Here is a 12,724-nt window from a genome sequence, read left to right as displayed (position 1 = left end):
CTCACTGTCGGCACCTCTGTCGGACGGCGACCCATTTGTCAGGAGTCCGAACTACTGGCTCCCTCCGATCATAGGCACCCGGGACGCGTGCACGGAACCCGCTCCGGGCGTCCGGGGCCGAAGGTCACCCGCGCGGCGTCGGCGCGGAGGCGCGCGCCGGGTGACAATAGGGACATGAGTGGCCCGGTCCAGCCATACCCCCTGCACGGAAGCATCGAAGCCGAGGACGCGAAGGAGATCCTCCGCAAGGCCATCCGCACCCACCGCCAGGCGCGGTCCGAGCGGCTCCGCAAGGAAGCGGACGCCGCCATCGCCGACGTCGTCGAGACCATCCCCGAGGTCGCGGCCGCCACGTGCGTCGCGACCTACGCCGCGCGTCCGGGCGAGCCGGGCACGTCGGCGATGCTCGAGCGTCTCGCCGCGCGCGGCGTCCGCCTGCTGCTGCCCGTGCTCGGCGCGGGGCTCCAGCGGGACTGGGCCGTCTACGACGGCCCCGCCGACCTCCAGGTCCGCGCACCCGGGCGGCCTCCCGAACCCGGCACCCCGACCCTGGGCCCGGAGGCGATCGCCGAGGCCGACGTCGTCGTCGCCCCCGCGCTCGCCGTCGACTCGCGCGGCGTCCGGCTCGGCCAGGGCGGCGGGTGGTACGACCGCGCGCTCGAGCACGTGCGCCCCGGGACGAAGGTCGTGGCGGTCGTCTTCCCGGAGGAGGTCTACGACGCGAGCGACCGACCGCTGCCCGTCGAGCCGCACGACCGCACGGTCGACGCCGTCGCGACACCCCTCGGGTGGCGCTGGCTGCCGTAGCGGCCCGTGCCGTCCTCCCCCGGGGCGATCTCCGCCCCCGGGGAGGCTCCGAGCCCCGACGCCGCTACGGGACGAGGGTGAGCTCGTCCTTGCTCGCCTCGGCGACGGCCTCGGTGGAGAACGGCCACGTGTAGGTCTCGCCACGGGCCCAGGTCGAGAGCTGGTCCGCGTAGTGCTTCGACGCCGGGTGGCCCGAGGTGCCCGTGACGGTCACCCACGTCGAGCGGTCGAGGTCGCCGAGGTCGACGACCATGCGCATCGACGGGCCGGCCGTCACGTCGAACGACCCGGACGCGGCGTCCCACGCGGTCGCGTTGACGATCGACGAGCCACCGGGCATGCCCACCGGGGCGGGGTTGACGAAGTCGCGCACCGGCCCCGGGATCGACTCGCCGCCCAGCACCGGGTGCTCCAGGGCGAGCACGTGGATCTTGCCCCACGCCCAGTCCGACGGCTGCTTGCTCTGCTCGACGGTGAGGTCGAGGCGCGCGGAGACGAGCGCCTGCGTGAGCACCTCGTCGCGCGTCTCGACGACGCTGACCGTCTGGCGGTCGTCCCAGAACGGGTCGGTCGGGTTCTCCAGGAGGTTCTGCACGACGGCGAGCCAACGGCTCCCGCCGCTCGGGCGCGCCGACTCGGGCAGGTCGTCCCAGAAGGTGAGCTGGAGCAGGTTCCGCCACACGGCGGCGAAGTACGCCGCCGCGGCGGAGTCGGTGTCGGTCCGGTAGTCCCAGCCCGCGAGGAGCTGCTGGCCCTCGGCCGCGAAGTCGTCGTCGATCTCCTGCTCGAGCAGAGGCTGCACGAGCACCTCGGCGTACGGGCTGCGGTCGTCGACCTGGACCTCGTTCATCGTGTCGACGTCCACGGTGCGCCCGGCCGCGATCTCGGCCTCCAGGAGCTGACGGATGCGCTGCGAGCGGTACCCGTAGTCCCAGTCGGTCGTGAGGAACGGCGCGACGCCGTCCGGCAGCACGGCCTGGTTGGCGGCCACGATGAAGCCCTCGGCCGGGTCCACGACGCGCGGCATCTCCTCGCTGGGGACGTAGCCCTGCCAGTCGTAGCGCTCGTCGGACCCGTCGCGCGGCCACGTGCCGTCGGAGGGCACCTCGGCGTCGGGGACCGCCTGGCGGACGGGGATCTTGCCCGGAGCCTGGTAGCCGATGTGGCCGTCCGCGGTCGCGAAGACGATGTTCTGGGCCGGCACCTCGAAGAGCGCGGCGGCCGCCTGCATGTCCTCGGCGTCCTGCGCGAGGTTGAACGCGAAGACGGCGTCGGCCGTGCGGCCCGGCTCGAGCGCGGTCCACTGGAGCGCGACGGCGTACTCCCCCAGCCGCGTGTCCAGCGCGGGCGTGTCGACCGCCGCCTCGGTCGCCGGGATCGCCTCGGAGACGATCGGGCCGTGGAGCGTCGAGCGGACCTCGATCTCGATGTCGTCGCCCCCGGCGACCCGCAGCGTCTCGGTGCGGGTCTCCAGCGGGACCCACTCGTCGCCGCGGAGGTAGGTGTCGTCGCGCACGCGCTCGACGAAGAAGTCGGTGACGTCGGCACCCATGTTCGTCAGGCCCCAGGCGAGCTGGGCGTTGTGCCCGATGACGACGCCGGGGAATCCCGCGAACGAGAAGCCCGCGACGTCGAACCCGCACGCCGGGGAGACCTCGTTGCAGTGCAGCCCCACCTGCGCCCAGATGCCGGGCGCCCCGAGCGCGAGGTGCGGGTCGTTCGCGAGGATCGGCTTGCCCGACGCCGTGTGCTCGCCGGACACGACCCACGAGTTCGAGCCGGTGCCCTCGCCGCGGCCGATGAGCACGGGGACGGCACCGAGGGCGCGGTCCGCGGCCTCGAGCGCGGCCTGGAGGTGGTCGGAGCCGTACTCCGCACGGGCCTGCGGACCGAGGTCCAGCGCGACCTGCTGCGGGTTCTCCAGCTCGCCGGGGTCGAGGATCGGCGCGTTGAGCTCGGACGGGTAGGCGGGGAACAGCTCCGCCACGCGCGCCGCGTCCTGGATCGTCCCGTAGGCCAGCGCGCGGTCGAGCTCGTCGTCGTAGTTGCCCCGCAGGTCCCAGGCCATCGCCTTGAGCCAGGCGAGGGAGTCGACCGGGTCCCACGGCTCGGGCTCGGCGACGTCGACCTGGAGGCCCAGCACCGTGTACTCGAGCGCGATCTCCGACGGGCTGCGGTTCTCCAGGTAGGCGTTCACGCCCTCCGCGTACGCCTGGAGGTACGCCTTCGTCTCCGGGGAGACGACGTCCCACTCCTCCTCCGCGACCTGGCGCCAGCCGAACGTGCGCGTGACCGTGTCGGCGGCGATCGCATCCGGGTTGTCCCCGACGAGCTCGGCGAGCCGCCCCGAGGTGACGTGGCGGCGGTAGTCCATCTCGAAGAAGCGGTCCTGCGCCTGGACGTAGCCCTGGGCGCGGAAGAGGTCCTCGGGGGTGTCGGCGTAGATCTGCGGGACGCCCTGGGCGTCGCGCAGCACGGTCACCTCGCTGCCGAGCCCGGGCACGGAGATCTCGCCGGACGCCTGCGGCAGCGGACGCCGGACGGTGACCACGACGAACGCCGCACCCGCGACGAGCGCGACGACGAGCAGCGCCGCCACGCCGATCAGGACGCGCCGGCGCGCGGACCGGCGACGGCGCCGCGGCGGGGCCGACGCCTCGCCCGGGGTCGCGGGGTCGGCACCGGTGACGGGGTCACCGGCAGGGGCCTCGGCGGGTTCGTGCGCAGACACGGATGCGAGACTACCCCGGCCCTGCCCGGGCGCCGGTCCGCGTATGATTAGCACTCGGAAGTTTCGAGTGCCAGGCGGTGTTGACACCGTCGACCAGGCCGAGACCGTCCCGATCCCGACCCGCCGGTGGCCGCCTCGACGGCCGTCTCGTGAACGAGGAGAACCCGTGCCCACCTACGCGTACACCTGCACCGCCTGCGGTCACGCCTTCGACATCCACCAGTCGTTCAGCGACGACGCCCTCACCGTGTGCCCCGAGTGCTCGGGCCGCCTGCGCAAGGTGTTCTCCTCGGTGGGCGTGACCTTCAAGGGCTCCGGCTTCTACCGCACGGACTCGCGGTCCGGCGGCAAGACGTCGACGGCGCCCGCCGCCTCGACGTCCAGCGCGTCGTCGTCCTCGTCGTCGGGGTCGTCCTCGTCGTCGGGCGGCACGAGCTCGAGCGGCACGTCGAGCAGCTCCGCCGCGTCGTCCTGACCTGACGCGGCGCCGCCGGGCTGCTCGCCCCGGGCTCGGCCGGCTGCTCGGCCGGGCCGGCGTCGGCGCCCCACCGGTGCGCGGCCGACCACAACGGGTCGGTCGGCGCACGGTGCGCGGGTCCCCGCGCCGCGTCGTCCACAGGTCGCCGCGCATCGCGTCCGCCGGCCCGCCGCGCGCGGCTACGGTCGCGCCATGCCTCGCTCCTCCCGCCCGCCCGGCCCGTCGACCCGCCCCGGTCGCACCGCCGCGCGGCGACGCCTGCTGCACGGCCTGTGGTGGCGGTCCCGGTACGTCGTCGCGGCGCTCTGCTGCGGGCTCGCGGCGTCGGTCGTCGTCGGCGCGCTGCGGCCCCCGCCCCCGCCGACGACGACCGCCGTCGTGACGGCCCGCGCCGTGCCGCCCGGCACCACGCTGACGGCACCCGACGTGCGGGTGGACCACGTCCCGGCCTCCCTCCTGCCCGCCGGGGCACCGACCCGGGCCGACGACGTCGTCGGGCGCCGCGCGACCGTCGCCCTGCCGGAGGGCACGCTCCTCCAGGACGGCTTGGTCGCCGGCGGGGAGCTCGCCGCCGGGGCGCCCGACGGGACCGTGGTCGCACCCGTCCGGCTCGACCCGGGCGTCGCCGCGCTCCTCGGGCCGGGCGACCGCGTCGACCTGCTGGCCGCGGGCGACCCGGCGCTCGCCCCGGTGCCGACGGACGTCGCGGACGCGGGGACCGCTCCCCCGCATGATCCGTACCTGGCCCGCGCCGCGGTCGTCGTGCCGGCGCCCGAGCCCGACGACGGCGGAGGGCTGCTCGGCACCGGTGGGTCGGGCTCCGACGTCGTGACGCTCGTCGCGGTGCGCCCCGAGGAGGCCGTACGGCTCGCGGCCCGGACCGGCCACGCCCCGGTCACGGCGGTGCTGGTGCCCTGAGGACGTCGCGGGACCGGCCGGACCCGACCCGCCGGGCCGAACCGTTGCCCCGTGCCGCGCACGTTGGCAGGATCGCGCGTGCACGCGCCGTGGCACCGTCGTGACGCGCGATCGTCGACAGGAGAGGGAAGCAGCACATGAAGGGCGTGTTCCAAGGGTTCAAGGAGTTCGTGCTCCGCGGCAACGCGATCGACCTGGCGGTCGGCGTCGTCATCGGGGCGGCGTTCTCCGGGGTCGTCACGGCGATCGTCGAGGACTTCATCAACCCCCTCATCGGGGCGATCTTCGGCAAGCCCGACCTCACCGGCCTGTGGGACATCACGCTGCGCGCCGGAGACGCGGCGAAGGACATCCCGCCCTCCGTCATCTCCGTCGGCGGGGTCCTCAACGCGATCCTCCAGTTCCTCATCATCGCCGTCGCCCTCTACTTCGTCATCGTCCTGCCGATGAACAAGCTCGCGGAGCGACGCAAGAAGGACGAGGAGCCCGAGCCCGAGGCGCCGGCCGAGGACGTGCGCGTGCTCCAGGAGATTCGTGACCTCCTCGCCGCCCAGGCGGGCGGCGGACCCGGCGCGACAGCGGGCGGGATCGCACCCGGAGGGCCGACGCCCCCGCGCCACCTCTGACGCGGCCGTCGCTCACGAGCAGGTGGTCACCCGGCGGGCCGTCAGTGGCGCCCGTAGTGGGGCGGCACGTCGCCCAGCAGGCGGTCGTCGTTCTCGCCCGGCGCGCCGCGGCGCGGCGCCGCCTCGTCGCCCCATCCTTCGGCGCGCTCGTCGGCGCTCGTTCCGGGCACCACCGTGCTCTCGGTCCCCCGCCGCACGGCCCGCCGCGGACGCCGACGGTGCCCGGTCTCGGGACGGTCGCGCGCGTCGTCGGGCAGGTGCTGCGGGTCAGGGCTCGGGTCGGCGGTCGTGCTCACGCCTCCCATGGTCCCACCGGCGGGCTGCTACAGGTCCTCGTCGCCGTGCTGCTCGTCGTCGTCGAGCACCGGCACGACGACGATCCGGTCACCACCGCCCGTCTGCGCGACGCCGCCCGTCTCCGGGAGCCGCGCGTCGCGCACGGCCTGCACGACCCGCCGGATGCGCTCGGCCTCCTTGGCGGGGTCGAGGAACGCCGCGGCGGACCAGACCTGCGCGACCGTCCAGCCGATGCGCTCGAGCCGCTCGGCGACCTGCCGGTCGCGCACGCGGACGCTGCGCTCGGCGACGTACGCCGCGTCGTCGGTGAGGACGGCGACGAGGAGCTCGCCGGGCAGGTCCGGGTGGCCGACGACGAGCGGGATGCGGTCGCCGTCGCCGATGCCGTAGTCGGTCTCGACGACGAGCCCCGCGCGCCAGAGCCGCTCGGCGAGGTCCAGCACGAGCCGGTCGGGGCTGCCGCCGAGGTCGACGCCGTTGCCCAGCGTGACCTGGTCGGCGGCGCCGCTGCGCTGCTCGGCCAGGTCGAGGACCTCGGCGAGCAGCCGGGCGCCCGCGCCGCGCAGGCGCTCGGGGTCGAGGTCGCCCGCGGTGAAGCACGAGACGACGTGGAGACGCCGCCGCGTCGCCCCGACGGCGTCGAGCAGCATGGCCTCGGCGCCCGGGGTGTTGAGGATGCCGAACCGGTGCAGCACGCGGCCGTGCGGCGTCCGCCCGAAGCCGACGGACAGCACGATCGTGTCGCGCACGAGCCCGGCGACGCCCGAGACGTCCGCGACGACGACCGGCTCGGCGCGCGCGCCGGAGAAGAACCCGGCGAGCGCCGGGTTCTGCCGGACCTCGACGAGGAGCGCGTCGCGGATGCGGTCGGCGTGCAGGGGCGTGACGGTGACGATCGCGAGGGACTCGTCCGGCCGGGTGAGCGCGTGCTCGATCGCGACCTCGACGACGCGGTCGACCTCGGCCTGCGTGCTCTCGACCGCGCCGGACGCCGTGTCGGGCATCCCGGCACCGTCGACGACGTCGAGCTGGACGAGGACCTCCGCGCGCGGCAGCGGCGACGGGCGCAGGACCCCCGCATAGCCGTGCTCGGCGAGGAACGTGGTGACGAACGGGTCGCGCCGCGAGCCGTCGGCGAGCAGCTCGACCGTGGGCAGGAGCTCGGCGAGCTCGCGCACGGTGTCCGTGGACGCGGCACGCGGGTCGCCGACGGCGACGACCTGGCGCCCGCGGGCGAGCGCCGACAGGACGAGCTCGACGGGCGTGTGCTCGATCGCGTCGAGCACGACGAGGTCGACGGTGCGGGTCGCGGGCACGAGGTGCGGGACGAGCGTCGGGGTGGCGACGAGCACGGGACGCAGCCGGCGCAGCACGGCGGGGTGCTGCTCCGCCGTCTCGCGCAGGCTCACGAGCCGGCCCTCGAGCAGCTCGGTGAAGAGGGCCTCCGCCTCGTCGCGGTGCTCGCGCATCGCGGTCCCGAGGTGGTCGCGGACGGCCGCCCGGACGGGTGCCGCGAGGGACGCGACGTGCGCGCGGTCGAGCTCGCGGAACCGGCGCGCGAGCGCGTCGAGGCCCGCGCCGTCCTGCCCGGCGAGCGCCTGGTCCTGAGCGAGGATCTGCTCGAACACCGAGCTCCACCAGGCGAGCTCCAGCTCGGGGCCGACCTCGTCGGCCTCGACGCGGCGCGCTGCGAGGTCGGTGAGCAGCTCGCCGAGGCCGAGGTCGGTGAGCCGGTGCTGGATCGCGGTCCGCGCCGGGAGCGCGTCGAGCGCGGCGGCGTCCTCGGCGAGCGCGTCGAGGCGGGCGGCGAGCGCGTCGAGCGGCACGTCGAGCAGGCCTCCGCCTGCGGGCGTGCCCGCGAGCACCGGCTCGAGCTCCTCGACGTCGATGCGGACGGCCTCGTGCGTGTCCTCGATGGCCGACAGCCCCTCGGGCAGCACGGGCCAGCCGCCGCGGGGGCACTGCTCCTGCCAGACGGCGCGCTGCGCCTGCACCTCGACGAGCGCGGCGTGCAGGTCGGGCACGCGGACGCCGGGCCGCACCATGTCGCGTGCCTGACGGCGCAGCCGACGACGCGCGAACCAACCCATCTCGATCCCGTGCTGCTCGCGCCACTGCTTCGTCGCGGTGGCCTCCACCATGTCCTGCGCGGTGCGCTCGAAGATGAGCGGCTGGAACACGTCGAGCGTCCCGCGCATCCCGCCGAGCATCGTGAGCTGGTCGCCCCACTGGCGGAGCGTCGTCGCGGTGGTGAGCCCGGTGCGCTCCGCGACCTGCTCGACCTGTGCCCGCAGCTGCGGCAGCGTGTGCGCGCGCAGCCGCTCCACGCGCACGAGGGCGTCGTGCGCCTCCTGCGGCGTCGTGAGCGCGGCGCCGTGCCAGGGGGTCGACGTCGCGCGCGCGGTGAAGGCGCCGAGCATCGCGGCCTCGCGCAGCTCCGCGGCGACCCGCTCGCGCTGCGGCCCGACGCCGAGCACGACCTCCGTCGAGAGGCGCACCCGCGTGTCCGGCGCCGGTCGCTCGGCGGTGAGCCGGGCGAGCGCCTGGAGCGCGTCGTAGGCCGACACGCCCCACGGGTCGCGGACGAGGTGCAGCGCCTCGATGTACCCGGCGAGCCGGGCGCGCGCGCCGAGCAGGGCGTCGCGCGTGCGCACGAGGTCGTCGTCCTCGACCGGCTCCGGCTCCGTCGCCATCGCGGCGAGCAGCCGGTGCGAGGCGGTCTCGCGCCACGTCGGCTCGGGCGCGACGTCGAGCGCGAGCCCGCCGAGGCCCAGCGCGTCGAGGCGGGCCAGCAGCGCGTCGGCGGCGCGGCGGTGGCCGGGGACGTAGAGGACGTGGCGTCCCGACGCCGCAGCCTCCGCGACGACGGCGGCGAGCGTGCCCGCGACGTCGGACCCGGTGGGGGCGTCGACGAACAGGTGCGAGCCGCTCGCGAGGACGTCGACGACGTGCCGCTGGGACGGGTCGAGGTCGCCCGCGCCGCGCTCGAGCACGGGGTCGGCGTCGCCGACGCGCGGTGCCGGGAGGTCGGCCCGCAGCGCGGCGGCGGACCGCTCGTCCCCGGCGAGCGCGGCGACGACCTCGTGCCGCTCGAGCGCGGGCGCGAGCTCGTCGAGGTCGTCGACCAGCACCTGGCCCGGGTGCACGAACGTGCCGACGAGGACCCGGTGGGTGAGGTCGAAGTCGTCGAGGACCGCCTGCCCGAGGGCCGCGATCCGCCGGGTCGCGTCGCCCGGGTCGAAGCCCGCGCCGGTGAACGTGGACCGCGCCAGGGTCACGGGGTCGAGCAGCGCTCCGTGCGCACGGAGCGTGCGCGCGAGGAGCGGGTTGATCTCGGCGGTGGGCTCGAGCGTCAGCTCGTAGTCCGTCTCGCCGTCGCCGCGGGGCGTGACGGTGAGGGGGCGCAGCAGGACGGGCGCGCGCACCGTCCGGGGCGCGGGCTCCTCCTCGGGGCCCACCACGCCGTCGGACCGGTCGCCGGGGTGCGCGAGCTGGGTGTCCTCGGCGTCGGGTGCCGCCGCCGCGGGCTCCGGGTCCGTCGGGGCGCTCGCGTCCCCGTCGCCGGGCACCACCGTGGGCGCACGGCCGGCGACGCGGGCGAGCGCGGCGACGTCGTCCTCGGCGAGAGGCGCCGTCGGGCTCTGGGTCCAGGTCGCGACGCCGATGGCGAGGTACGTCGGAGCGACGCCGTAGCGCTGCGCGTGCTCGGCGGCCCGCACCACGACGGCGCGCGCGCGGCGGCGGGCGGCGGGCAGGGAGCCGCCCTCGCGGAAGAGGTTCGACAACCGGGTCGGCCGTCCCGCGAAGAGCTGCGCGACGCCCGAGGGGTGCGCGGCGGTGAGGTCGACGACGGCGTCGCCGAGGAGGGAGACGTCGGCGAGCGACGACCCCCCGGCGAGCTCGACGAGCCCGGCACGCCAGCGGGCGACCGCCTCGTCGACGAGGTCGGACGTCGTGGGCTCGGGCACGAGCACGGGGCGCGACGGCGTCACGTCGGCGGGCTCGGCGTCCGGCTGGTCGGTTCCGCCGGGAGGGGTCGAGGGCAGCCGAGCAGGATCGGCCACGCTCCGGGCGGCTGAGCTGGTGCGGGCTGCGGCATTCACCCTCCGACGCTAACCGGCCGCCTCGCGCCGCTCGGCGCGGCGCGCCGGGGAGGCCGCGACCCGCTGCGCCGCACGACGACGGGCGGCGACCCCAGCGGAGCGGGGCGGCACCTGGACGACGAACGGCCCCGGATCACGAGAATTCGTGTTCCGAGGCCGTCGTTCCCAACGATTCCGAGAGGAACTCCCGGAGAAGTGTGAAACAGCGCGCACCGCGCAGGGGGCAGGCGATGCGCGCTGTCGAGAACTATTTTGCACGGCCGGGACAGCAGGCGTCAACACGGCCCGGAGCGCTGGACGCTCGATCACCGGACGAGACGCGGAATGGCCTGAGAACGACCTGGACGAGCGTCCACGAGAAGCGCGGAATTCCGGGCGTCCGGACCCCTCGTCGCGGGAGGAGGAAATGTGGTGCGCATCACATCACGGCTCGCCGCACGGGGTCGGACCGACCACGACGACCCTCGGCAGGATACGGCCCTCCCCCGCGGTCCGGCGCGGCGGAGCGCCGCGCGAGCCCACCGGTCCGGCGTCCGGCACCGTGACCGGCGGCGTCACAGGATCTTCCCGGATCCTCTGAGGACCGGGCACGGCCCCCGTGAGCGAGGTCCACACGGGCGTCCTACCGTGGAGGGACGCCCGTGGCCCGACGCCGGTCCCTGGCGCGCGGCCGTCACGGCCGGTGGCGGCGGGCGGACCAGCCCGTCCGACGACCGGAAGCCAGCACCACGTGACCACGCCCTCCGACAGCCCCCGCCTCGACCGCGACGCCACCCGCGTCCCGCGCGACGAGCCCGGCCCCGACGCCGGGTCCCCCGCGGGACGCACCACCGCGGAGCCGGCGCCCGAGAAGGAGCGCGAGGCCCCCGCCCGCCTCTCGCTCACCCAGGTCATCGCGAGCGCGCTCGCCGCGGTGAGCACCACCGTGCTCCTGTCCTACTTCGGGACCGCCGGGACCATCATCGGCGCCGGCATCGCGAGCGCCCTGACCGTCGTCGCGAACTACGTCTACACACGCTCGATCCAGAAGACGCGCGAGCAGCTCGTGCCCGTAGTCGGCAAGGTCGTGCAGGCCACGGCGGGCACGGGCACCACACGCACCCGCACCACGACCGCGGTCGCGTCGGTCCCCCGCGGGGCGGTCGAGCCGGACGGGCAGGCGGACACCGTCGAGACGGCGGTGGCCACCGCCGTCGGCTCGGGCGGGACCGGCGACGAGGTGGCCCAGGCGGGCGAGGCGGACGACCCCGCGGGTGGCCCGAACCGCTGGCTGCGGCTCGTGGACCGGTACGGGCGCGGCCGCGTGCTCACCGTGACGGCGCTCGCGCTGTTCGTGGCCGTCATGGGCGTGGTCCTCGTGGTCGAGCTCGTCATCGGCAAGCCCCTCGCGGACGCCGTCCGCGGCGTCGAGGGATCGGGGACGACGATCAGCCGCGAGCGCACCCCGAGCAGCGAGGACCCGGCGACGCCGGCGCCCAGCGCGCCCTCGCAGGACCCGGCGACCGTCCCGACGCCGGGCCCGAGCCCGTCGCCGTCGACGGCGCCGTCCGACGAGCCGTCCACGACCCCCGCTCCTGCACCGGAGCCGACGGTGGATCCCACACCCGAGCCGACGCCGCCGGAGACGCCCGCGCCGACGCCCTCGCCCGGCCCGGGCGAGGGCGCCGGAGGCACGGGCGGTTCCGGCGGCGCCGGCGGAACCGAGTCCGAGGCGGAGACCGGGGCGGATGACGGGAGCACCGGGACCGCGCCGACGCCGTCGACGCCCGGCACCGGGCACGTCCCGGCGCCCGCGTCGGCCTAGCCGACCCAGGCAGCCGGACGGCGGCCGCACGCGAGAGAGCCCCGCAGTCCCGTCCGGGAGTGCGGGGCTCTGCCGTCTGCGGCGCCTACCGCAGGATCGCGTCGATGCGCTCGGCACAGTCCCCGCCGGCGCGTCCCGCCTCGTCGACGACGACGGACGCGAGCTCGCGCAGGCGGACGTTCTTGTCGTTCGAGACCTGCTTGAGGCGGGCGAACGCCTCGTCGGCGCTCACGCCGTGGGTGGCGATGAGGATGCCCTTGGCCTGCTCGATCGGGCCGCGGCCCTCGGCGGCCGCGGTGATGTCCCGGCGCGCACGCTCCTGCGCGCGCCCCGCGACCGTCGTCGTGATGTCGACGAAGTAGCCCAGCAGCTCGACGACCTCACCCGACTCGCGGTCCCGGCGCCCCTGCCCCACGAGGACGACGTACCGCTCGACGCCGTGGGCGTCCATGATGCGGTGCACGCTCGAGAAGGGCTCGCCCGTGGCCTCGGCGTGGTCGAGGACCGCACGGACGTGCTCGCGGTCGGCGGGATGCTTGTGCGCCAGGACGAGCTCGGTGGTCGGCACCACGTCGCCCGGCTCGAACCCGTGGACCCGGTACGTCTCCGACGACCACCACCAGGTGCCGGTCTCCAGGTCGAGGCGGTACTGGCCGATCTTCTGGCCCGTCTCGCGGGTCAGGGACGGGTCGATGGCATGGTCGTCTACGGACATGTCGGTGCTCCGTCTTCTCCAGAGGATGAGGAGCCAGGTCCAGACTCAACCCTTCGACCGTACTCCCGAACCGTGAAGTCCGACAGGTGGCGAGCACGGGGAGACGGTTCTTAGGGTGTCCTTGCGGCCGAGGTGCCGCAGGGGGCACCGGCCCGTGAAGAAGCCCGCAGCCGGTGCACCTCTGACCGACCAGCGCTCGACCAGAGATCGAACGGCGGCCGTCGCCCAGGCGGGCTCCGCGTGCG

Annotated in this window: 9 protein-coding genes; 5 read left to right on the top strand and 4 right to left on the bottom strand. The window is 75.6% G+C overall.

Translation table 11 applies throughout. From position 1 onward, the window contains the following. Positions 1-174: 174 nt before the first annotated feature. Positions 175-807: a 5-formyltetrahydrofolate cyclo-ligase gene (locus ACZ4MO_RS12010; RefSeq protein WP_034654285.1), complete on the top strand. Its 633-nt coding sequence runs from the start codon at positions 175-177 to the stop codon at positions 805-807. Positions 808-871: 64 nt separating this feature from the next. Here the strand turns inward: ACZ4MO_RS12010 and ACZ4MO_RS12005 are convergent, their stop codons facing one another. Then, the gene (locus ACZ4MO_RS12005; RefSeq protein ID WP_175008950.1) at positions 872-3,538 is read right to left on the bottom strand and encodes a penicillin acylase family protein; all 2,667 of its coding nucleotides are present in this window, start codon (positions 3,536-3,538) and stop codon (positions 872-874) included. 166 nt (positions 3,539-3,704) lie between these two features. On the opposite strand from ACZ4MO_RS12005, the gene ACZ4MO_RS12000 reads away from it, so the two are divergent. The 3 genes from ACZ4MO_RS12000 (at position 3,705) to mscL (ending at position 5,560) form a co-directional block, all read left to right on the top strand. Continuing rightward, entirely contained in the window at positions 3,705-4,013 is a 309-nt protein-coding gene (locus ACZ4MO_RS12000; protein WP_175008951.1) for an FmdB family zinc ribbon protein, read from the top strand. Positions 4,014-4,208: 195 nt separating this feature from the next. Further along, positions 4,209-4,934, top strand: a complete 726-nt coding sequence (locus ACZ4MO_RS11995) for an SAF domain-containing protein (protein ID WP_209829461.1) — start codon at positions 4,209-4,211, stop codon at positions 4,932-4,934. Positions 4,935-5,071: 137 nt separating this feature from the next. Continuing rightward, a complete protein-coding gene (gene mscL / locus ACZ4MO_RS11990; protein ID WP_175008953.1) occupies positions 5,072-5,560 on the top strand; it encodes a large conductance mechanosensitive channel protein MscL in 489 nt (162 codons plus the stop codon). 41 nt (positions 5,561-5,601) lie between these two features. On the opposite strand, the gene ACZ4MO_RS11985 is transcribed toward mscL, so the two are convergent. Both ACZ4MO_RS11985 and ACZ4MO_RS11980 read right to left on the bottom strand, forming a co-directional pair. After that, a complete protein-coding gene (locus ACZ4MO_RS11985; RefSeq protein WP_175008954.1) occupies positions 5,602-5,856 on the bottom strand; it encodes a hypothetical protein in 255 nt (84 codons plus the stop codon). A 27-nt stretch (positions 5,857-5,883) separates the two neighbouring features. Next, positions 5,884-9,921: a PDDEXK-like endonuclease domain-containing protein gene (locus ACZ4MO_RS11980; RefSeq protein ID WP_255437210.1), complete on the bottom strand. Its 4,038-nt coding sequence runs from the start codon at positions 9,919-9,921 to the stop codon at positions 5,884-5,886. Between the two features lie 769 nt (positions 9,922-10,690). On the opposite strand from ACZ4MO_RS11980, the gene ACZ4MO_RS11975 reads away from it, so the two are divergent. Continuing rightward, positions 10,691-11,764, top strand: coding sequence for a hypothetical protein (locus tag ACZ4MO_RS11975; RefSeq protein ID WP_175008955.1), 1,074 nt, complete (start codon positions 10,691-10,693; stop codon positions 11,762-11,764). Positions 11,765-11,849: 85 nt separating this feature from the next. Here the strand turns inward: ACZ4MO_RS11975 and ACZ4MO_RS11970 are convergent, their stop codons facing one another. Then, positions 11,850-12,479 carry an ANTAR domain-containing protein gene (locus ACZ4MO_RS11970; protein ID WP_255437211.1) on the bottom strand — a complete coding sequence of 210 codons (630 nt, stop codon included), beginning with the start codon at positions 12,477-12,479 and terminating at the stop codon, positions 11,850-11,852. Positions 12,480-12,724: the final 245 nt, after the last annotated feature.

Source organism: Sphaerisporangium cinnabarinum, from assembly GCF_055567015.1.
Note: the sequence above shows the minus strand (reverse complement) of the source record. Positions and strands in the feature narration are given on the sequence as shown.